The sequence below is a fragment of the Nostocoides vanveenii genome, from assembly GCF_039531165.1.
GTDB classification, from domain to species: Bacteria; Actinomycetota; Actinomycetes; order Actinomycetales; family Dermatophilaceae; genus Nostocoides_A; species Nostocoides_A vanveenii.
On the sequence record NZ_BAAAPN010000053.1, the window covers coordinates 1 to 21,585 of the forward strand.

At 67.9% G+C, this 21,585-nt stretch carries 18 protein-coding genes; 8 read left to right on the plus strand and 10 right to left on the minus strand.

Going from position 1 to position 21,585, the window contains the following annotated elements; genetic code table 11:
* The 4 genes from ABD209_RS11680 to ABD209_RS11695 form a co-directional block, all read right to left on the minus strand.
* Positions 1 to 1,720: M20/M25/M40 family metallo-hydrolase (locus tag ABD209_RS11680; protein WP_344066418.1), on the minus strand; the 1,720-nt coding region annotated here is incomplete at its 3' end.
* A gap of 70 nt (positions 1,721 to 1,790) precedes the next feature.
* Complete coding sequence (locus ABD209_RS11685) at positions 1,791 to 2,909, minus strand: alpha/beta hydrolase-fold protein (protein WP_344066421.1); 1,119 nt, start codon at positions 2,907 to 2,909, stop codon at positions 1,791 to 1,793.
* A 23-nt stretch (positions 2,910 to 2,932) separates the two neighbouring features.
* Positions 2,933 to 3,868, minus strand: a complete 936-nt coding sequence (locus tag ABD209_RS11690; protein WP_344066424.1) for a type 1 glutamine amidotransferase family protein — start codon at positions 3,866 to 3,868, stop codon at positions 2,933 to 2,935.
* 16 nt (positions 3,869 to 3,884) lie between these two features.
* Positions 3,885 to 5,108 carry an ATP-grasp domain-containing protein gene (locus ABD209_RS11695; RefSeq protein WP_344066427.1) on the minus strand — a complete coding sequence of 408 codons (1,224 nt, stop codon included), beginning with the start codon at positions 5,106 to 5,108 and terminating at the stop codon, positions 3,885 to 3,887.
* Positions 5,109 to 5,393: 285 nt separating this feature from the next.
* Here ABD209_RS11695 and ABD209_RS11700 point away from each other — a divergent pair, with 285 nt between their 5' ends.
* The 5 genes from ABD209_RS11700 (at position 5,394) to ABD209_RS11720 (ending at position 12,345) form a co-directional block, all read left to right on the plus strand.
* A complete protein-coding gene (locus ABD209_RS11700) occupies positions 5,394 to 8,486 on the plus strand; it encodes a patatin-like phospholipase domain-containing protein (RefSeq protein ID WP_344066430.1) in 3,093 nt (1,030 codons plus the stop codon).
* A gap of 53 nt (positions 8,487 to 8,539) precedes the next feature.
* Positions 8,540 to 9,442 (plus strand): ABC transporter ATP-binding protein, encoded by a 903-nt coding sequence (locus tag ABD209_RS11705; protein WP_344066433.1) that lies wholly within the window; start codon positions 8,540 to 8,542, stop codon positions 9,440 to 9,442.
* The gene (locus ABD209_RS11710) at positions 9,439 to 10,497 is read left to right on the plus strand and encodes an ABC transporter permease (protein ID WP_344066436.1); all 1,059 of its coding nucleotides are present in this window, start codon (positions 9,439 to 9,441) and stop codon (positions 10,495 to 10,497) included. Before ABD209_RS11705 ends, ABD209_RS11710 begins: the two co-directional genes overlap by 4 nt.
* A gap of 167 nt (positions 10,498 to 10,664) precedes the next feature.
* On the plus strand, positions 10,665 to 11,018 hold the full coding sequence (locus ABD209_RS11715; RefSeq protein WP_324387885.1) for a YciI family protein: 354 nt from the start codon (positions 10,665 to 10,667) through the stop codon (positions 11,016 to 11,018).
* 25 nt (positions 11,019 to 11,043) lie between these two features.
* Positions 11,044 to 12,345: an RNA polymerase sigma factor gene (locus ABD209_RS11720; protein ID WP_344066440.1), complete on the plus strand. Its 1,302-nt coding sequence runs from the start codon at positions 11,044 to 11,046 to the stop codon at positions 12,343 to 12,345.
* A gap of 109 nt (positions 12,346 to 12,454) precedes the next feature.
* Here ABD209_RS11720 and ABD209_RS11725 read toward each other — a convergent pair whose 3' ends face one another.
* The 6 genes from ABD209_RS11725 to ABD209_RS11750 form a co-directional block, all read right to left on the minus strand.
* Complete coding sequence (locus ABD209_RS11725) at positions 12,455 to 13,315, minus strand: carbohydrate ABC transporter permease (RefSeq protein ID WP_344066443.1); 861 nt, start codon at positions 13,313 to 13,315, stop codon at positions 12,455 to 12,457.
* Between the two features lie 23 nt (positions 13,316 to 13,338).
* Positions 13,339 to 14,214 carry a carbohydrate ABC transporter permease gene (locus ABD209_RS11730; RefSeq protein WP_324387259.1) on the minus strand — a complete coding sequence of 292 codons (876 nt, stop codon included), beginning with the start codon at positions 14,212 to 14,214 and terminating at the stop codon, positions 13,339 to 13,341.
* 93 nt (positions 14,215 to 14,307) lie between these two features.
* The gene (locus ABD209_RS11735; RefSeq protein ID WP_344066446.1) at positions 14,308 to 15,648 is read right to left on the minus strand and encodes an ABC transporter substrate-binding protein; all 1,341 of its coding nucleotides are present in this window, start codon (positions 15,646 to 15,648) and stop codon (positions 14,308 to 14,310) included.
* Positions 15,649 to 15,659: 11 nt separating this feature from the next.
* Positions 15,660 to 16,523, minus strand: coding sequence for a PfkB family carbohydrate kinase (locus ABD209_RS11740; RefSeq protein ID WP_344066449.1), 864 nt, complete (start codon positions 16,521 to 16,523; stop codon positions 15,660 to 15,662).
* Position 16,524: 1 nt separating this feature from the next.
* A complete protein-coding gene (locus ABD209_RS11745; RefSeq protein ID WP_344066452.1) occupies positions 16,525 to 17,571 on the minus strand; it encodes an SIS domain-containing protein in 1,047 nt (348 codons plus the stop codon).
* A 13-nt stretch (positions 17,572 to 17,584) separates the two neighbouring features.
* Positions 17,585 to 18,583, minus strand: a complete 999-nt coding sequence (locus ABD209_RS11750; protein ID WP_344066455.1) for an SIS domain-containing protein — start codon at positions 18,581 to 18,583, stop codon at positions 17,585 to 17,587.
* Between the two features lie 265 nt (positions 18,584 to 18,848).
* On the opposite strand from ABD209_RS11750, the gene ABD209_RS11755 reads away from it, so the two are divergent.
* From ABD209_RS11755 to ABD209_RS11765, 3 genes are all read left to right on the plus strand, one after another.
* Entirely contained in the window at positions 18,849 to 19,964 is a 1,116-nt protein-coding gene (locus ABD209_RS11755) for a LacI family DNA-binding transcriptional regulator (protein WP_344066458.1), read from the plus strand.
* 151 nt (positions 19,965 to 20,115) lie between these two features.
* A complete protein-coding gene (locus ABD209_RS11760) occupies positions 20,116 to 21,069 on the plus strand; it encodes an FHA domain-containing protein (RefSeq protein ID WP_344066461.1) in 954 nt (317 codons plus the stop codon).
* 12 nt (positions 21,070 to 21,081) lie between these two features.
* Entirely contained in the window at positions 21,082 to 21,567 is a 486-nt protein-coding gene (locus ABD209_RS11765; protein ID WP_344066464.1) for an FHA domain-containing protein FhaB/FipA, read from the plus strand.
* Positions 21,568 to 21,585: the final 18 nt, after the last annotated feature.

Genomic DNA, 21,585 nt, shown 5'->3' on the forward strand with positions numbered 1-21,585 from the left:
CGATTGGCTTTGACACCTCCTCTCCTACTCGCGTCCGTGCCTGCACCCCTTCAGCAACACGCACCCCAAACGCAACATCCGCACCTATCCGTGCAACCTCTAAGCCACTCGACGGGGCTGAACCGGCCACTCGACGGGGCTGAACCGGCCACTCGACGTGCGCGATGGGGGGCGGGGTGCAGCTAGGGGCTAGCGGGGCGGCGCCGAGGGCCTGGAGGAAGAGGGCGAGGGTCAGGGCGGTGCGCTCGAGCTCGCCGGGGTCGACGCTTTCGTCACTCGCGTGGATGCGGCTGGCCGGCTCTTCGACTCCGAGCAGCAAGATTTCCGCGTCCGGGTGCAACTCCTGCAGGGCCACCGTGAGCGGGATCGACCCGCCCTGGCCGGCGGTCACCGCGTCCACGCCGAAGGCTGCGCGCATGGCCTCGCGCATCAGCCCGTAGGCCGTCCCATCCGTCCGCGCTTCGAAGCCACGCCCCAGCGTGAGCGGTGTGACCTCCACCAGGCCGTACGCCGTGCGCGCACGCAAGTGGTCCATCAGAAGTCGTTGTGCCACAGCAGGATCCATCGTTGCCGGCACGCGCAGGTTGACGATGGCCGCCGCCTCGCCTTGGACGGCCGCGGTGACCCGAGCCGTCGACGGTGCGTCGATCGCGAGCACTGTCGCAGCCGGACGGGCCCAAAGTAGGTCGCCGATCGCGCCAGCTCCTCGGGGGTAGCTGATCGCGCCCCCGCCGTGTGGGTCGCCGATCTCGCCGGCTTCAGGCGGGGCGCCAATCCCGTTGACCCCCAAGGGATCCACGCCGTCCAGGAGCGCGGCGTCCTTGCGGAAACGCTCCGGGTCGTACGCCGCACCACCCCAGGAGCCCGTCGCGTCGAGCCCGTCGATCGTCGTCTCGCCGGACGGGGAGCGGAGGCTCGCCAGGGTCGTCAGGAGCGCCTGAAGTGCGTCGGGCGCCGCCCCGCCGTACATCCCCGAATGCGCGGCGTGCGCCATCGTTCGCACGGTGATCCGCACCGAGCCCGTGCCGCGCAGAGAGGTTGTCAGCGTCGGCCGGCCGAGCTCGATATTGCCGGTGTCCGCCATCACGATGACGTCGGCCGCGACCAAATCGGGGTGCGCGCGGGCGAGCCGCTCCATGCCGCCGGCGGACTGCTCTTCGGACCCCTCGACCAGCACGGTGACGTCAACCGGCCACTCGCCCAACACTTCTCGGGCCGCTCGAAGCGCGGTCAGTATCGCCACGATATTGCCTTTGCAGTCCGCCGACCCCCGCCCAAACCAGCGGCCTTCGCGCTCGGTCAGGGTCCACGGATCGCTGGACCACGACGCCGGATCACCAACCGGGACCACGTCATGGTGAGCATACAGCAGCACGTGGGGGCGCACCACGTCTCCGGTGGCCTCGCGAGGCTCGATGCCACTGGGCGGACTGACTGCCTCGTCACGGCGAGGCCTGACCGCGGCCCGCCCGAGGACCGCGACGGAGCTGTCTGGTGTTTCGCGTTCCTCGACGTTCAGGCCCACCCTGACCGCGGCCCGCCCGAAGACCGCGACGGAGCTGTCTGGTGTTTCGCGTTCCTCGACGTTCAGGCCCACCTCGCGCAACAACTGAGCGACCAGCGTCACGGTGGCTGCACATTCCTCAGGCGGCTCGATGGCCGCGTCGAAGACCGAACGGCACGCGACAAGCGCGGCCAGATCGGCGCGGGCACGCGGCATACAGGCTCGGACTGCAGCCCGCAAGCGATCCGAGACCGACTCTCTCCCAATGTCTTCCGCCACGACGCTCTCACTCATAGACATACTTCTGCGGTCCGGGATAGAGCCAGGACAGGGCCGACTGCATCCGGTCGCGCCAGTTGTCCCAGTTGTGGCCGTCGCGATCCTCCTCGTAGCGCACTGTCATGCCGGCCTCGCGGAAGACCGAGACCATTGAGCGGTTCGGGGTGATCAGCGGCTCATAGATCCCGCAGGACATATACATCCGCCGCACCGGCGCCGTCGGCCGGGCGCGGTACTTGTTGACGAACTTCACCACGGGGTCGAAGGCCGGCCCACCGCCGTGATCCTGGCCGATGTCGGTGAAGACCAGCGACGCCGACTGAATCAGCAACGACCCGAAGATCCCTGGATAGCGCACGGCCGTCGACAGGGACGCGATCCCGCCAAAGCTCGACCCCATCAGACACCGCCCCGCTGGCGCGTCGAGCAGCGGAAGCCACTCGGTCAGCGTCGGAACAAGTTCTCGCGCAATGAATCGCGCGTGCGGCGCATAGTTGGGATATTCCCTTAGCCGGTCGTGGGGCGGCACAAAGGCCACGACCATGGGTGCCACGTCGAGATGATGGATGAGGTTGTCCAGCACCGTCTTCATCGCCGCGAACTGCAGATAGTCGCCACCGTCGTGCACCACCATCAGCGGGTAGCTGAGCACCGGGTTGAAACGCGCGGGCCGATAAACCCAGAAGTGCTGTTCCCGGCGCAACGCGCGGCTGCGCATGCGCTCCTCGGTCAGCTCACCGGGCCGCGAGTCGGGCTGATGCTGCGCCCACCACGGCACCTCATACCCCTCGCCCGCGCACACCGAACTCGACCCCATCGGCGAGTGCGCCAGCCGCGGATTCAGCGGGTCGTTGAAGCGCTCATAGTGATCGCCGCGACGCGTCTCCAACTGATACTCGACCCGGGACCCGGGCGGCAAATCGCTTGTGGCCGCCCACAGATCCGTCCCGGCGATCCGCTTCATCGGCAGCGGATCGGGCAGCCCGACCACGCGGTGCCGGACAAAGACCTCGTCGGCTTCCCCCCGGAACAGGAAGGTCGCATGCGCGCCCTCGATAATCGGCGAACCGTGCTTGCCCACAAAGGACGAGACGAGTTCCGGCCCCAGAGAAGGGTCTTCGCGCAAACGGTTGATCTGCAGCTTCCGCCTCACAGCGCATCACCCGTATGCACGATTCCATCCGTCCCGATGATGCGCGCGCTCGCGGGACGCACCCCGTCGCGCACATCGAGCAATGTCCCGTCGTCGAGCACTACGCATTCCGCGTCGTGGAAGCGCTGGGCGAGGATCGAGAGCCGGTTCGGGTCGTCCATCCGCAAGCGGCGACGCGCGTGCGGAAAGACGACGACCCCCTTGATCCGGCCCAGGCCGAAGTCGAACAACTCGGTCTCGCGCGCCGCCGTCGACCCGAAGTCGTGGAAAAGCACAATCCGGTCAGTCAGCGCCATGGCTCCCGCCGACCAGGCCACGACCGGCATCTCCGCGGGAATATCCACCTGGAAGAGCCGGATGGCACTCATCAGCGAGCGAATGTTTCCGCCTGGCAAAACCATTGCGGCACAACCGATTAACGCAGCCTGGATCTCACCGCGATGCCAGCCGATCACCCCAGTTGCCTCGGTGCGACCCTCCTCGGCCAGCGCGGCATACAGCAACCCCAGCTCCCGCAGATACCAATCGTCGGTGCGCCGGACGTTCTCGACCGCATCGAGCAGGCCGCGATACGCCGCCGAATGATGCACTCCGGCCGGATGGATCGGGACGAGTGCCGAGACGGCATAGACCTCCTCCTTCACGTGATCGAGGCGGGTGCGATAGAGGCCGGTCAGCTCGTCGTGGCGGACACGAAACCGCGATGCGGCCGCCGCGAAGGTCGCGTCCTTGAGCAGCACATCGCCGAGTCGGTGAAAGAGGCGCAGATTGCGGGCGCGGCCGTCGAGCGCCGCGTCCAACTCGGCAGTATCGTCCTCGCGTTCTTCCCACCCGGCGTTGATGACGGCGACCGGACCTTCGGTCTCTAAGGACCGCAGAGCCGTCGTGGCCTTGACCGTAAACCGTTGTGGCCCAAGGAGTATCGTGCGCACGTCAGCGGGTCGCGCCTCAGCCGGCGTAAACGTGGATGGTGCGGCCGACGTCGTCCAGCATCCCGCGCAAGACGTCGTAGTCGGGGTGGCGCAGGCGCACATAGGCGTTGGCCATATAGCCGGCCTCGACGCCCTGGGTCAGATGCCCGACGGGCGGGAAGTGGCCGTCGATGATCCAGTCGCCATAGCGGTCCTGGATCTCCTCGATCCCGCTGTAACCCTTGATGACCCCGTCGTGATCCGGCCGGAGCGCGATGATCCCCGCGGAGTAGTGACGGTTCATCGGCTGCTCCCGCACGCCATACGTCTGGATGTGCGCCCACTCGCGATAGACGTCGACATTGTTGGCTGCGGAGTAGAGATCCCAGCAACCCACTCCCGGCGGACGCGCGCCGATCTCACTGAAGCGCAAGCCTTTTGGCCCGTAGAACCACTCCATGTGCGTCGCTGACGTGCCGATGTCGAAGGCCTCGATCACCTGACGCCCGAGCTCGGCCACCTCGCCGTAGAAGGACGAGTCGGCCTGCCGGTTGGTCGTGATGAACTGCGGGCTGATCCACCGAGTGCGCATCGCCTCGAGCACATTGGGGAAGTAGTGCGTCGTCCAGTCGTGCACGATCGCGTTGTTGACACAGATGGTGTCGTAAAAACCTTCGTGCCCCTCGTTAAACTCCTCCACCGCGATCGACGTCGCTCCGTGCGCACCGAAAACGGTCATGGCGTGCGCGAGTTCGGTGTCGTTCGAGACCTTGATGGTGTCTTGGGCGCCGGCGCCGGCTCGTGGCTTGAGGATCAGCGGGTAACCGACCTTGGCGGCGAAGTCCCAGATCTCGTCCGCCGAGTCTGCCGCTGTCGACTGCGCCGTCGGGATGCCGACCTTGCGCAGTGCCTCCTTCATCGACGGCTTGTCGCGGCACAGCCACGTCGCGTGCACCGACGTGCCCGGTATGCCGGTGGCCTCGCGCACCTGCGCCGCCGCCATCGTGTGCGCCTCGACTGTGGCTTCGAGCTTGTCGACGTAGACCTGGGACTGGATGTAGCGCACGGCTTCCGTCATCTCGTGGACGTTGGTGACATTGCCGACCTTGTAATAGCCGGTCATCGCATCGCGCAGCTCGTCCCCGAGCGCCCAGTCGTCGGACTCGCCGATCCCGATGACATTCGCCCCGACCGACGCAAGCGCGTGCACAAAGCGCCGCTGGTTGTTGGGGAAGCTCGGCTCGACGAAGACGATATTCATACCCCCGGACCCTAGCGCCCGGCTCAGGGTGGCGTGGGCGGCCGGGGTCTGCCGAGAGCGTGCGCTGCATCATGCCGCATACTGCCCGCTCGGCCTTCGCCTCGCGCGCGCGGGACTCTGGGCGGGCACCGTTGGCCACTCGACGACCCTGAACCGGCCACTCGACGACCCTGAACCGGCCACTCGACGGGGGGCGGGGCGGGGGGATGTATCAGCGGGGGCCCCGACGTGCTCCTCACTGATAGCTCGCCCGATCGGGCGGAGGAGCGGCAAGGAGGACGCGCCATGGCGCTGCGCGGAACGCTCAGCGAGCCGGGTCAACTGGCTCGGGCCGTGCTCGTCCACCAACTACGCCGCAGCGCTGCTCGCTCGGTCCCCGCGGCCGGGCTGGCGCTGCCCGTATTGATGGTGGGTCATCCTCGCGCGGGAGACTGGTGGATCGCCGCCTTGCCCGCGGCATGGGCGTTCTTCCACGCCGGCATGACCCTCGACCACGTCCGTCGGCTGCCCGACCGGCTTCGGCCACTCGGTCAGGATGGCGCGGGTGGGGGGTGGGCGACATACGGGAAGGCAGCAGCGGCAGCGATCGGCGCCGGGATCCTGGCCGCGATGCTGCTTCCGTGGCTGGTCGAGCAGTGGGTCGGCTTCCCTCTGCCACGACGGCTTCCGCCGCAGCCCCGCGGCTGGCTGGTGCTGCTGGTCGCTTCGACCATTGCCGTCAGTGCCGGTGCGGTGACCTTGAGCCGGGCCATCCCAGTCGCGCTCGACGGGCGGCGAGCACCCTCAGGCCGCACGAGCGGACTGGTGCCAGCGGAACTGACGGCTCGGACGCACGCCGGCGTCGCGATTGCCTGTTCCGGCGGTGGCATCCGCTCCGCAGCCTTTTGTCTCGGCGGACTACAACGCCTGATGGACGCTGGGATCTATGCCAAGGCCGATCGCGTCTACGGGGTGTCCGGCGGTGGCTACACCGCGACCGCCATGCATCTCGCGCGGCGCAACTGCGTTGTCGCACAGGGTGAACCGGAGCTCTTTGCGTCCGACTCACCGGAGATGGACTGGTTGCGCCGCCGCTCCGCGTTCCTCGTCCCGAGCGCCGCGGCGTGGGGTCGCGCACTGCTCGCCATGGCCAACGGCATCGTGGCCAATGTCGGCATGCTCGTGATGACGATGTGGCTCGCCACGGTGTATGGCGTGTGGTTCCTCGACCGGATGCCGCACCAGGGCGTGGCCCGCCTCGATCGGGTGACTGCGCAGTTCACCGTCAGCACGCCGCTGCGCACGCTCATCGTCGGCCTGGCGTTGAGTGCTTTCGCCTGGTTCGTCATCGCTATCGTGCGTCTGAAGTACCGGCGTGATCGGGTGCCCACCTTGACACCGGCTTATGTACCCCTGGCCCTAGCCGCCGCCGTCGGCGCCGCGTTGATCGCGATCCCGCAGTTCGTCGTCCTCAGCCACAATGCCGCAGTGAGCAGTCAGCCCACTGCGCTGATCGCCAGCGGCATCCGGGCCGCCGGCTTGGTTGATGCGCCAGTGTGTCGAAGGGCGTTGCGCGAGAGCTTCGTTCGCGAAGCGCGAATCGCCTGGCGGCGCACCGCAAACGCAACGAGCGCTACCGACATCCCCTTCGACTTCGGCGCGTGCGGCACGAGCGGCACGGACAACGCGGCCCTGTGGCCGACAGTTGCCGCGCCCGGCGCCGGCCGCCACACCGGGCCCGATGTCGCGGTCACAATGAACGCTCAAGCGCTCCTGGACTATCGGTGCCCTGGCCCCGACGAGAATCCGCCGAAGGGCCCGCTGCCCGCCTTCTGCTCCGACTCCGGGGATCGAACGGGTGGGTGGGCGAACCGCTGGACCGGTCTGGCCGCAATAGTCACTGCGCTGCTGACCTTGGGGAAGTCGGTGCGCGGCAACGGCGATTCCGACACGAAGGCCGGCAGGCTTTCGACCCTGGTCACGCGTGTCGTCCTGCCGTGGGCCGCGCTCATCGGCGTCATGGCCCTCATCGGCATCATCGGAATGAACATGGGGCGCGCCTTGACGATGGACCCCGCCCGCCTCGATCGCCCCTGGACGTATGCCGTGCCACTCGCCTTCCTCGCGTGCGTCCGGGTCCTCAACGATGCGACGACCAGCTCGCTGCACCCCTTCTATCGCGAGCGCCTGGAGTCGACCTTTTTGGTCAAGCGCACCGGCCCGACCGCGCGCGTGGCTGATCCGGCCGGACCGGTCACCCGGCTCGGCGCGGCTCTCGTTGCCCCGCTGGACCCCCTGACGGAGGCCACAGCCGATATGCCCCGCGGGCCGCAGCGCCCTCGGCACGAGGCGGCACGCCCGCAGCTGAGCATTCTGTGCGCGGCAAACTTCAACGACCACGACTACATCCCGGAGGAGCGCGGCTGCACGACCTTCCGATTCGAGACCGCCTCGGATGCGGCCGCCGGGCGCGCCTATATCGGCATCACCGACAGCCGTCTCCCCTTGCGAGACAACGGGACTCGGGGCCTCGACGAGGCGAGCAGGCCGCTGGGGGTGAGCCCCACGGCATACGGGCTCGTCGCGGATCCGCTCGGTGCGGACACCACGCTGGCGGTCGCGATGGCCGCGAGCGGTGCGGCGTTCTCACCCATCGTCGGGCGCCAGCAGGCGATCGTCCGGCCCTACCGGATTCTGATGACGCTCGGAAATGCCCGCTTGGGAGTGTGGTTGCCGAACCCCTACTACGCACTCGCCGTCAGCGCGGACCGCGACCTCGCAGCGCCCAGCCCCGCGCCGGCCGCGGGATACACGCTGTGGAAGCGGCTCTATAACAAGCCCGGGCCCTATCGCGTCTTCAAAGAGGCCCTGGGCCAGCAATCGGTCACCGACTCACGCATCTATGTCAGCGACGGCGGCCACTTCGACAACACGGGCATCGTCGAGGCGCTGCGCGACCGGCCAGCGGTGCTCTTCGCGCTTGATGCGTCCGCAGATCCGGCGGGCTCACTCGATGCGCTCAGTGACGCCATCACCACGGCGAGAATGGATCTCGGGCTGCTGATCACCCCGGCCATCGGACAGACCCTCGACCGGCTGCGCCCGGGGGTGGGCGACGCACGGGCGAGCCGCGGATGGGTGGTGCTCAACGCGGCATACGAAAGTGCGCCGGAGGCGGTCGTGTGCCGCATCTATTTCGTCAAGAACGTCCTGTCCACGGTGACCGATGCCGAACTGGACGGCTATGCGCGACGCAACCCCGAGTTCCCGCTCACAAGCACGGTGAATCAGTACTACGGTGAGTACGACTTCGAGGCCTATCGCCAGCTCGGGCGGCTGAACACAAACGAACTTCTCGCCAACACGGCCGCCTCCTCAGCGGTCGCCACGCAGGGCTGACCGTTCGCCGATCTTGGGATGCGGTTTCGCCGGTCACGTGCTTGGCTTTGGCTATGACCAACGTCATCGAGACGCGGGGGCTGGTCAAGAGGTATGGGGACCTCACCGCCGTCGACCACGTCGATATCACTGTGCCGCAAGGGACTTTCTTCGGCCTGCTCGGCCCCAACGGGGCAGGCAAGACAACAACCCTCGAGATGATCGAGGGCATCCGCGAGCCAGACGAGGGCGAGGCGCGCATCTTCGGCGAGCCCGTATGGCCGCGCAACCGCGCCCTGCTTCCCCGCATCGGGGTGCAGCTTCAGGCGTCGGCCTTCTTCGAACGTCTGACGGTCGATGAGCAGCTGCGTTGCTTCGCCGAGCTCTATGGGATGCCGCGCTCCCGCATCGACACCATGATCGAGTTGGTCGGGCTCCAGGAGAAGCGCAAGGTGCGCACCGAGGACCTCTCCGGCGGGCAGAAGCAGCGCCTGTCGATCGCCTGCTCGCTCATTCACGACCCCGAGATCGTCTTCCTCGACGAGCCGACCGCGGCGCTCGACCCGCAGGCCCGGCGCAATCTGTGGGACGTCCTGCGCGCGATCAACGCCGAGGGGCGCACCGTCGTGCTGACGACGCACTATATGGACGAAGCCGAGATCCTCTGCGACCAGATCGCGATCATCGACCATGGCACGATCCTGACCACCGACACACCGCGCAATCTGATCACCGGGCTGGGCGCGGCATACCGGATCTTGCTCAGCGAGGGGGCGGTCGCGGAGGCGGACGCCCGGCAGCTGCCGGGCGTCGAGAGCACGACCATCGACAACGGAACTCTCGCCCTCACCACGCACGATCCATCGCCGGTGCTCACTGCGCTCGCGGAACGTGATGCGCTGCAAGGACTTCAGGTGACCAGCGCCACGCTGGAGGACGTCTTCCTCACCTTGACCGGACGGGAGTACCGCGCATGAATGGCTTCGTCGCGCTCGCCCGGGCCCAGTGGAAGGGCTTTTGGCGGGACAAGCAGAACTGGTTCTGGCTGATGGCCTTCCCGCTGATGTTCCTCGTGCTCTTCGGCTTCCTCTTCCGCGACGCGGGGGTGAGCAAGTCGACGCTGACCGAGATCGGCTCGGTGGCGGTGATCGATCAGTTGCCCGCCGAGGCAAGGAACCAGTTCGACAACCTTTTCGAGGTCACCAAGACCACTGACTCGGCGAAGGCGTTGGAAGAGGTGCGCAAGGGGGATGTCGACGCAGCCGTCGAGCAGCGCGGCAATGAGGTCATCCTCCACTACAGCCAGGCCGATCAGGTCAAGGCGGCCACCGTACGCGGCACCCTGGGCGCTTTCGTCGACGGGGCCAATGTCGCGGCCTCGGGCAAGCCACCAGCCTTCACCCTGAACGCGACCGCGGTCGAGGACGAATCGCTCAAGCCGATCCAGTTCATCGCGCCCGGGCTGCTGGGCTGGGCCGTGGCAATGGGCGCGGTCTTCAACGCGGCGATGCCCTTTGTCAACTGGCGAACCAACAAGCTGTTGCGACGCATCCGGCTCGCGCCCGTGCGGACCGAGGCGCTGGTGGCCTCCCGGCTGCTCGTCTCGATTGCGGTGGCCTTCGTCCAGATGGGGGTCTTCCTGGCGGTCGGTGTCGGGCTGTTCGACCTGAGGCTGACCGGGTCGTGGTGGATGGCCGTGCCGCTGCTGCTCTGCGCGACGCTGGCCTTCATGGCGATCGGCCTGATCGCCGGGGCGATCTCCAAGACGGCCGAGGCGGCGTCGGGCATCGCGAACGTCATCATCATGCCGATGGCCTTCCTGTCGGGGTCGTTCATCCCGCTCGACCAGGCGCCAGGGTGGCTGCAGACGGTCTCGAAGTTCCTGCCGCTCGGCCAGTTGAACCAGGGTCTGCTGGACACCATGGTCCGCGGCGACGGGCCGGGCGCGGCGTTGGTGCCGATGGCGGCCCTGCTGGGCTTTGCGCTGGTGTTCGGGCTGATCGCGGCGCGCTTGTTCCGCTGGGAGGACTGACGCTCGCCGCTGACCCGGGAGTGCCGACCGGTGCGGCGCGGGCACTGCACGCAGGGCGAGCGGCCGGCATACGGGCGCAAAGGCGGTCACGGGCCTGTCGAATTGCGGGAGCGTCGCGCGACATCATGGTGACGGCGCCCGCCGTCGACGACCCGAAGGAGCAAGTCATGAAGTATTTGGTGTTGCTGGTCGGTGACGGCGAGGAAGCGCCGTGGAGCAGCCTGAGCGCGGACGAGCAGGCGGCGCTGATGCAGAAGTTCGGCGAGTTCGGCGCGGCGTGCACGGCGCGGGAGGGCGTCGCGATCCTCGGCGGCGAAGCGCTCGGTGGACCCGAGGACGCGACGGTCATGCGCACGCGGGCCGGGTCGGTGACCCTCACCGAGGGCCCCTATGCCGAGGCGCTCGAGGGCCTGGGCGGCTTCTATCTCGTGGAGTCCCCCGATCTCGACACGCTCGTGGAGTTGCTGCAGGCGCTGCCGCGCTACGACATGCAGATCTCCCCGGTCCTGGACATGGCCTGACGGGCGCCGCCCGAGGACGTATGCCGTGTCCCCCGCCGAGCAGGACGCTCACCTCGTCCTCGCGGACGTCTACCGCGCGGACTGGGGGCGCCTTCTCGGCGGACTGATCCGGCGGCACGGTCGACCAGACCTGGCCGAGGACGCGCTGGCCGACGCCGTCGCCTCGGCGAGCGCGTCCTGGCCGGCCGACGGCGTGCCGGCGAACCCACCCGGTTGGCTGGCTCATGTCGCGTCGCGCCGGGTGCTGGATGCGCTGCGGCACGAGTCGACGGCGCGGGCGAAGGCGCCGCTACTCGCCGTGGCGGAGGCCGTGTTGGCTGACGACGACGGGTTCCCCCGGGCGGACCTGCTGCGCGGTGTCGCTGGGCAGCCGACCAGCCCGGCGGCCGGCCGGCTTCCCGGAGTCGATGTCGACGACCGGCTCCCCCTGCTCTTCATGGCGACCCACCCGGCCCTGGCGCCGGAAGTCCGTCCGGCGTTGGCCCTGCGCTTCGTGCTCGGTGTGCCGACAGCGGACATCGCCGCGCTTTTCCTCGTGCCGACGGCAACCATGGCGGCGCGGCTGACCCGGGCCAAGGGGCGTCTGCGGGCGATCGGAGTCGGCTTCACGATGCCCGATCCGCAGGTATGGCCCGAGCGGGTAGATGACGTGGCGCGCGCGATCTATCTGGCCTTCACCGCGGGCTATGCCCCGCGGGAGGGCGAGCAGGTCGTGCGGGTGGCCGTCGCCGGCGAGGCGGTGCGCTTGGCTGCGCTCGCCGCTCACCTGCTACCGGGGCAGCCGGTGCTGGACGCGCTGACTGCGCTGCTCGTGCTGCAGCACGCTCGCCGGGACGCCCGCGCCGGCCCCGATGGTGATTTGGTGCGGCTGGCCGACCAAGACAGATCGACGTGGCACGCAGGCGAGATCGCCGTAGGACTGGCGACATTGACCAGGCTCACCCCGGGCACCGGATATGCCGAAGAACTCCGACTCCAGGCGTTGGTCGCTGCCTTCCACGACACCGCGCCCACGAGCGGCGCGACGGACTGGGCGGCCATCGCGCGGACGTATGCCCGCCTGGAGGACCTGACCGGATCGCCGATCGTCCGGCTCAACCGGGCCGTCGCGGTGGCCGAAATCGCCGGCCCGATGGCCGGCCTAGCCGTCCTGCAAGCCGCCGCCGACCAACTGCCGGGCCACCATCGAATCGCCGTCGTGCGAGCCGAACTGCTTCGACGCGACGGTGACCGCGAGGGGGCACGAACGGCATACGGGCAGGCGGTCGCCACGTGCCCGGACGGGCCTGAGCGGCGCCACCTGCTTCGCCGACTCGCGAGTCTGTGAGCACCTGGCCGGAACAGAGGCAGACAGGTAGACAAGGCAAGGCCCTTGTTCGCCAGGGAAGGCTTCTTCCGCGAACAAGGGGTATGTGGCCCGGGCGGGAAGCCTGGGACTACTTCCCCATGCCCTCGGTCAGACCGCGCAGAAACTGGCGCTGACCGATCAGGAAGAGCACGATCATGGGCAGAGCGGCCATGGTCAGGCCGGCGAATTGCACCGGCCATTCGGTCAGCAGACGCGACTGCATGTCCATCAAGCCAACGGGGAGCGTCTTGCGGTCGCTGTCAGAGATGAACACCAGCGCGAAGGCAAATTCGTTCCACGCAAAGAGCGCCTGCAGCAACGCGGCCGAGACCAGGATCGGCCGGCATACCGGCAGCACCAGCCTCCAGAAGATTTGCGTCCGCGTGGCCCCGTCGACGTAGGCCGCCTCGTCCATCTCGCGCGGCATATCGATCAGATAGGCCCGGATCAAGAAGGTCGTGAACGGGATCCGGAAAGCGGTGTAGAGCACGAGCAGCGCCCACAGGCTGTCGTAGATGTGGAGCCGCTGCAGTAAACCGAAAAGCGGCACAAGCGCGACGGTCGGGGCGACCATCAGCCCGCCGAGCAGGATGCCTGTGATCGCGTTCGAGAACGGCACCTTCACCCGCACCAGCCCGTAGGCCGCCCACGCCGAGATCAGCGTCGTCGTCACAATCGAGCCCGCCGTCACCAACGTGCTGTTGACGAAGAAGCGCACGACACCCGCGTTCCAGGCGCGTTCGAAGTTGCCCCAGCGCATTTCTCCGGGCAGCGACCACGGGTTAGCGAAGAGCTCGGAGTTGTTCTTGAAGCTGGAGAAGACCATCCACAGCAGCGGATAGACCACAGCCAGCACGAGCGCCAGCAGCCCGATGCCGATGAGGACCTGCACGACGGTCCGCCCGATCCAGCCGTCGGCGCGGGTCGCCCGATTGGGCGCGACCGCCATGGGCGAAGTTGTCGAAGACGTCATCACATCTCCACCCGGCGCCGGCGGCCGATCATGATCTGCAGGATCGCGAAGCCGAAGGTCAGCACGAAGATCACCGTCGCAATCGCCGACGCATAGCCCATGTCGTCTGCCAGAAAAGCGTTGCGGTAGAGCCAGGTTCCCAGCACCTGACTGGAGTCGGACGGCCCGCCGGCCGTCATGACCATCACTTCGTTGAAGACGAGGAAAGCCCCCGCGACGGTCAGGATGATCAGCAGTGTGGTCATCTCCCGCACCATCGGGATGGTCACCGAGAAGAACTGCCGGACCGCGCCGGCACCATCCACACGGGCCGCCTCATACAACTCGCGGGGGATCCGCTGGATGGCGACGACGAAGAGCACGGCGGTGTAACCGATCGACTGCCACTGGCTCATTCCGATGATGCTCCAGATCGCGGTGCTCCGCTCGCCCAGCCAGGAGTGCTGCCACTGCTCCAGCCCAACCGCCCCGAGCAGGCGATTCAACAGCCCGAACTGCGGGTTGTAGATGAAGGAGAACAGGATGCCCGCGACGGTGATCGAGATCACCGCTGGGATGAAGTAGATGACCCGCAGGATGCCCCGCAGCCGCTGGTGGACGAACTCTTCCAACACCGCCGCCAGGCACAGAGAGCAACCGACCTGGAAGACCAGGGACACCACGGCATACGCGATGTTGTTGCGCAGCGAACGCCAGAAGATCGGGTCGCTCGCCGCAGTCGCATAGTTGTCGAACCCGACGAAGACCGGCTTGGGCGAGAAGGCATTCCAGCTGTAGAAGCTCAGCCGGACGTTCTCGACGATGGGGTAATAGACGAACACCCCCAGCAGCACCAACGCGGGCAGCAGCCAGATCAGCCCGCGGATGCGTGTCATGCGCGACGCCATTGTTCCCTCCCTCACGCCAGCCGGGCGCACGGTTCGATCCGGGAGCGGCAGGACGTATGCCGGCCGCCCCCGGATTTCCGGTCAGCTCACTGACTTCTTGGCCTTTGCCGCAGCGTCCTGCACGGACTTCATGACATCGGCCGGGCTCTGCGACCCGTCCAGGATCCCTTGCCCGCCGGAGAGGTAGGCGTTCGCGACGTCGGCATTGGTGACCGTGTCCAGCCAGATCGCGAAGCTGTTGGCAGAGCTGATGTCCTTCAGCGCGGCCTCGAGCTGGGGGAAGGAGTTCTCGGCGGTGGCCGTGCCCTGGACAGAACTGAGCCAGCCGATGCTCTTGGTCATCTCGGCGCCATTGGCCTTGCTGGTCATGAACTTCAGGAAGTCCACCGCAAGCGCAGCATTCTTGCTGCCAGAGTTGACCATGAAGCCGTCGGGCGCACCGGTCAAGGCGCCCTTGTCACCCGCTGCGGACGCGGTCGGCGGCAGCCGGAAAAAGTCCCAGTTGTCGGCGAGTTCGGCCGGAGCGCCGCCCTTGGCGGTCAGCACCGAGAACTCCACGGACTCCAGGAAGTGCATGGCAGCCTTGCCGGCGAGGAAGTTCGCCTGCGCGGTCTCGTGGGAGAGGCCGTTAGAGCCGGAATCGAAGCAGGCCTCGCTGATCTGCTTGAACTGATCCAGGGCCGCGGCGTAGCCGGCGTCGGTGAAGGCGCCGGTCGCCGGGTTGTAATCCGCGTCGCGAGTGGCCTGCGGGACGTCCATGGCGTTGAGTTGGGTGATGTAGTGGATCGCAGGCCACCCGTACTGGTTGCCGAAGGCGATCGGGGTGTAGCCCGCGCTCTTGAGCTTGCCGCACGCGGCGATCAGGTCTTCCAGGTTCGCCGGCTTCGCCACGCCCACCTTCGAGAAGATCGCGGTGTTATAGGCCATGTACTTCGCGTCGAGGTTGATCGGAACGCCGTAGGACTTCCCGTCGTACTCGAAGGCTTTCAGGGCGGCTGGCGAGAAGCTCTTGCCCCACTCGGTGTCCGGGCCCATGACCGAGGTCAAGTCGGCGGCCAGCCCGGCGCGCACGAACTTATTGGCGAAGTCACCAGCCCAGGAGAAGTAGATGTCGGGCAGTTGCTTCGAGGCGGACAGCACGCGGATCTTGTCCTTGTAGGGCTGATCCCCTACTTGCTGCAGGTCGACCTTCACGCCCGAGTTGGCGCTCTCGTAGTCGGCGGCGACCTTCTCGAAGTACGGGGCGTACTTCGGATCGGCGAACTTGGTGACGATGGTCAAGGTACCCGACTTCGTCGCGGCCGACGAGGTCAGGTTGGCGGACGCCGTGGTTTTCGCGGCCGTGCCCGGCGCGCCGCACGCGGCGAGGGCGCCGGCAGCGCTGACGGCGATGAGGGCGGTGATGCGGGATCGGGTCGACATGGTGTCCTCCGTCAGGAGCGGGGTGGGGTAGCGGCTCGCCTCGGCTGCTCGAGGTCCGGGGCGAGGGTCGTGATTGGAGCGCCGGGATGGCCGAATGCCCCATAGGTCGCGCATGCTGCGCTGGCGTATGCCGTTGCCGCGGTGAGCGCGTCCCCCGGCTGCTCCGCGCGGAGCAGTCCCGCGAGCAGCCGTGCGATGAAGGCGTCACCGGCGCCGAGGGTGTCGACGATCGGGCCGGTGCCTGCAGGGGCCCAGCTCGTCGACTCCTCGGTCAGCAGCCAGGCGCCGCTGGCGCCGCCGGTCACGGCAACCGTGCTCGGCCCGAGATCACGCACCCGTCGGCCAAAGGCGAGGGCGCCCGACTCAGCGCCCGAGGGCAGCGAGACGATCGCAATGTCGACATGTTGGGCGAGCCCCTCGACATACGGCCAGGGCTGCTCGGAGAAGTCGAAGGATAGGCGCCGAGCCGCCACCGCGAGCTGCGGGAGTTGCGACTCGACCCCCGAGCAATCGCCGGTGTGCACCAGGTCGAAACCGGCGGCATCGGTCAATTGCGCCTCGTCCAGGACGAAACGAGAGATTCCGGGATCGCCGTGCCCGAAGACGCGGTTGCCGTCGACGACGCGCACATCGGCATACGCCGTCATCCCGGGGACGATCTCGACCCGGGAGGCCTCGACGCCCTCCGCTGCGAGCGCGGACCGCACGAGTTCGCCTGCGGCGTCGGCGCCGGTGACGCCGAGATAGGCGGTCTCGATGCCGAGGCGACGCGCGTGTACGGCGACATTGAGGGCGTTGCCGCCCGGATACATCACCCCGTCGTCGACATAGCGGTCGACGACATTGTCGCCGAGGCACAGGAGCCGCGCGCTCATCTCAGTACGCCATTCGCCGGTAGTAGCGCCGCGTGGTGAGCGGGTGGTCGCGCAGCACCTCCAGGTGGGCGCTGACGCGCTCCAGCAGCGCGGCCACGACGACGGGTGTGAGCACGGCCGAGACCTCCCCGGGCAGCTCACCGAGGTCGGCATCCGCGGCGTCGATCACCAGCACGTGGTCGGTGACCGTGCGACTGAAGTCGATGACGCGATCGGTGAGCGGGCGCGTCTCGTCCCGTCCGGCGATCACGACCAGGGGCACGCCCGGCTCCATGAGTTCGAGGGTGCCGTGGAAGAAGTGCGCGGCATGGACGGGGCGCGTCCGGATCCACTGCATCTCCTCCAGGATGCACATGGCGTAGTAGTGCGCCGCCGGCCAGGCATAGCCGGCCGCGGTGACGACGTAATAGTCGCGGGCAGCGAGGAAGGCGGCCGCATCCGCGGCCTGATTCTCGTATGCCGTTTTGACCGCCACCAGACGCTCCGGCAGGTTAGCGAGGCGGTCGGCCAGGGAGGCCGCTGGCCCCCAGTCGTCACTCTGCGCGGCAAGACCCGCGATCCCCAGCAACGACTGAAGATAGAAGGACTCGCTCGAGCTGTCGTCGGCCGCCTCCTCGTTCACCAGCGTGAGGTCAGCCGCCGTGGCCAGTGGTGAGTCGGCGTGCGCAGTCAGGACCGCGATCCAGGCGCCCTGTGCCTTGGCCTGCTGCAGGACCGCGATGCTCTCCTTGGTCGTGCCGGACAGCGATGGGATGACGACTGCGCTGCCAGGCCCGAACGCTGCCTGGCCGACGACCTCCTCGGCGGGATGCCGAAGCTGGACGGGCAGGCTGAGGTGTCGATCGGCCAGCCGCAGGGCCGGCTCCATGAGGATGCCCGCACCGCCGGTGCCGAGAAAGACCACCTCCTCGAGACTGCCCGCCCGTTGCCTCTGAGCGAGCGCGTCCCCCAGCTCGCGGCCGCGGGCGATGGCCGCGGACTGGATGCGCAGATAGCGCTCCTGATCGAAGTTCAACAAGCCCTCGGCCCGCTCGGTGCTGGTCGTCATCGCCGCATTCGCCTCAGTACTCGACCTTGAACATGTAGTGGCGGTTCTCCAGCGAGTGGTTGCGTACGTGCTCGTAACGCTGGGCGAGGCGATTGGCGAGTGCGCCGACCACGAGCGGGGAGACGATCGGGCGGACGGCCGCGGGGACGCCGGGGAGTTCGAGGTCGGCAACGTCGATGGTCCGGGCGCGGCCGGCATAGGTGTCGAGGAAGGCCAGAGCACGCTCTCCCATCGGACGAGAGGCGTCCTCACCCAGCCACAGGATCACCGCCGAGTCGTTGTCGATCACCTCGAAGGCCCCCTGGAAGAACTCGCCGCTGTTGAAGCCTGCTGCGTGCTTCCACTGCATCTCCTGCAGGAAGCACATCGCCATGCCATACGCCCAGCCGTAGCTCGGACCGGAGCCGAGCACGTAGGTGACGTCATCGTCCTTGAAGTCATCGGCGATGGACGCGAGGGTGGGATCGGCCTCCTCGACGGCGTGCCGGACGGCGGCGGGGAGGGCGCTCAGGCCCTGGTCGATGTCGTCCCAGGGCAGGTCGTTGCCGGTTGCCTCCAGGACGGCAAGTGCGACGAGAAGTTCGAAGATGTCGCTCTTGCCAGAGAAGGCGATGCCCACGGCTTCGGCGAGCGGGCTGCCCGCCTTGGCGGCGGCGATGACGGTGGCCCCGGTGGCGGTCGCTGTCTTTGCGGCTTCCACGGTCTCCTTGGTGGTGCCCGTGTAGGAGGCGAGGACGACGAGCGATCCCTTGCCCATGAGCTTGGGCTGGCTGCAGTTGAGCTCGTCGCTCTGCAATTGAAAGGTCGGCACGGTGCCGTGCCGCTGGAGGAGGTAGTGGGCCGGGTAGCTGCAGATCAACGAGCCGCCCGCACCGACGAACCAGATATTCGTCAGAGCACTGGACACAACCTCGCGGATCACCGTGCGGATGTGGTCGCGCTCGGCGATGGCGCTTTCGAGCTTGGCCTCGGTGTCGGCGTCGATGGGCTTGAGGTCTAGCACCTGGGTCATATCGCTTGTCATTCCTTCGGCTTCTTGCTGGAGTCTTCGGCTGGTTTCGACGGCCTGGAGCAGATTGAGAACGTTCTCACTAGCGGATATGAGAACGTTCTCAAACTAGCGGTGAAGCTGTCAAGAGCTGTCGCGGAAAAGCTTCCTGACGCGCCCAGTCGCTGGCCGCGGAGCCGGTCTTTCGGCCGGCGGTCGAGGCGCAGCACGACGTCGTCCCGACCACTACGCTCGGCGGCAGTATCCGAAAGGTTAGGAGCGACCGGACATGAGCGGGGAGGGCCGCGTGCACGTCACGGTCGGTGATGTTGCGCGGGAGGCCGGCGTCTCCGTGGCGACAGCCGCTCGCGCGTTGGGTGACTACGGTTCTGTGAGCGCCAAGAGCCGGGCGCGGGTCGAGCAGGCCGCGGCCAGCCTTGGTTACAGCCCCAACATGGTGGCCCGCAGCATGATCACCGGATCGACCAAGACCATCGGCGTGATCGTCGCCGACATCGAGAACCAGTTCTTCCAGCGGGTTCTGCGCGGCATCACCCACATCACTTCGGAGCGGGGCTACGACCTCGTGCTGGCCAACACCGACGAGAGCCTCGACCGCGAACGGCGGGCGCTGCGTGTGATGACCTCGCGGCGCGTCGACGGGATCATCCTGTCGCCGACGGAGGTGGCCGACACGCAGGAGATCCGTGCGGTGGCCGAGTCGGGAGTGCCAATCGTGCTTATCGACCGCCGACTACGGGGTGTCAATGTCGACAGTGTCGGCATTCGCAACCGCGGTGCGACGTATGACGCGACAAACCGGTTGATCTCCCTGGGACACAAGCACATTGCCGTCATTACCGGTGGTACCGCAGAATCGGCGCCGGTCCTGAAGAACGCCACGGTGGCGACCTTACGACGCTTGTCTGCCACCACCCTGGGTACGCGGACGGCGGGTTACCGCGAGGCGCTAGAGGCGGCCGGGCTGGCATACCGGAGCGACTTCGTCGCCGCCAACGGCTTCCGACAGGAGGATGCGCGAGCCGCGACTGTCGCCTTCTTCGCGTTGCCTGATCCGCCGACGGCGATCATCGCCTTCGACAGCCTGCTTTCCCTTGGGGTGCTGCAGGGCCTGCGCGACGTGGGCGCCCGCTCCCCGGACGATGTCTCCCTGATCGGTTTCGATGATGCCCCCTGGGCAGAGGTCGTCGATCCACCCCTGACGGTGATCGGCCAGCCGACCCTCGAGATCGGCGTGCAGGCGGCGACGCTCCTCCTCGACCGTCTCGCCGGGCGCGGGCGGGCGCACGTCCACCACCGTCTCGAAACGACCCTGATCGAGCGCGGCTCCGTCGGACTGCCCCGCCTCAACGGCGTGCCGACAGGCCCTCGGGCCGGACTGTAGGCATGGCAAACCCCTTGTTAGCCAAGGAAGACTTCGGGTGCCGACAAGGGGTTTGGGGCAGCGGGCGGGAAAGCTGGACATAGGCGTGACGGATGGGACCGCACACCCGGGGGCGGTTACGCTGTAACACTGCATGTGAAGGAGGTGGCCGATGGGGCGGTTGCAGCGCATCGAGAACAAGCTGGAGCGCGCCATCAATGGTGCCTTCGCCAAGGCGTTCCGGGCCGAAGTCCAGCCCGTCGAGATCGCCAGCGCGGTCCGGCGCGCCATGGACGACGGGGCGACCGCGCTGGCCAAGGGCCGCACCTATGTCCCGACCAGCTACCGCGTCGAGTTGTCCGAGAGCGACTATGAGCGCCTGCACACCTACGAGGCCGACCTCGAGGAGGAGTTGCTCGCGGCCGCCGAAGAGCACGCCGAGAGCCAGCGCTACCTGACCAAGTCCGGCTTCGACGTCACCTTCAGCCGGGATGCCGAGCTCGAGACCGGTCTTTTCCGCGTCACCGCCGACGATTGCCGTATGCCGGCCCGCACCCCCTCCCGGGATCCCGAACGTAACGCGTCGCGGCCCGGCCACGCCGGCGAGCAGCGTTCGCGACGCGAGTCTCGGGCCACGGACGAGCCACGGCCCGCGGCCCCGGTCGCCGACGCCCCCCGCGGGCGTGGGTCGCGCGGCCAGGAGCCGGCCGCGGACGGCGCCGGCCGCGACAACCCGGCCAGTTACGACGACGACCCGCTGGACTTCCCCCCCACTCGCCCCACCCCGCCGGCCCGCCCGGCGACGCCGGCCCATCGCCCCCTGACCGCGGCCGACCGGCCCTGGCTCGACCTCGAGGGCGACCGCTATCCGCTGCTCGGGGCAATGACCGTGCTCGGCCGCGACACCGACTGCGCAATCGTCGTCGAGGACGTCAACGCCAGCCGGCGGCACAGCGAGATCCGGGTGACCGTCGACGGCCCGCGCCTGGTCGCGACCGTCAAAGACCTCGGCTCGACCAATGGCACCTGGGTCAACGGCGAACGGGTCACCTCCCAGCGGCTGACCAATGGCGATCGCCTCACGGTCGGCCGGACGAGTTTTGTCTATCGCTCCGGTCGGCGGTGACGAGGGCCACCCATGAGCGAGCTGACGCTGACCATCCTCAAGCTCGGGCTCCTGGTGCTGCTCTGGCTGTTCGTCTTCAGTCTGGCGACCGTGCTACGCGGTGACCTCTACGGCACCCGCGTCGTCAACCGGGTGACGACGCGCCGCTCGGGCGCGGCCGTCGCCGCGGGCTCTCCCGAGCCGGCACCGAGAGGCCGCCGCCGCAATGGCGCCCCCAACCTCGTCGTGACCTCCGGCCCGCTCGCCGGCACGCGAATCCCCATGGGCGAGAACGACATTCTTATCGGCCGCAACCCTGAGTGCCATCTCGTCCTCGACGACGACTTCGCCTCAGGCCGGCACGCTCGGATCTTCCCGGCCGAGGGTGGCTGGGGCGTCGAGGATCTCTCCTCGACCAATGGCACCTTCGTCAACAACCACCGCATCGACGAAGCCGTCGCCTTCGAGGCCGGCAGCCAGATCCGCATCGGCCGGACCATCATCGAGTTGCAGAAGTAGCCGTGCCGCTCGCCTTCG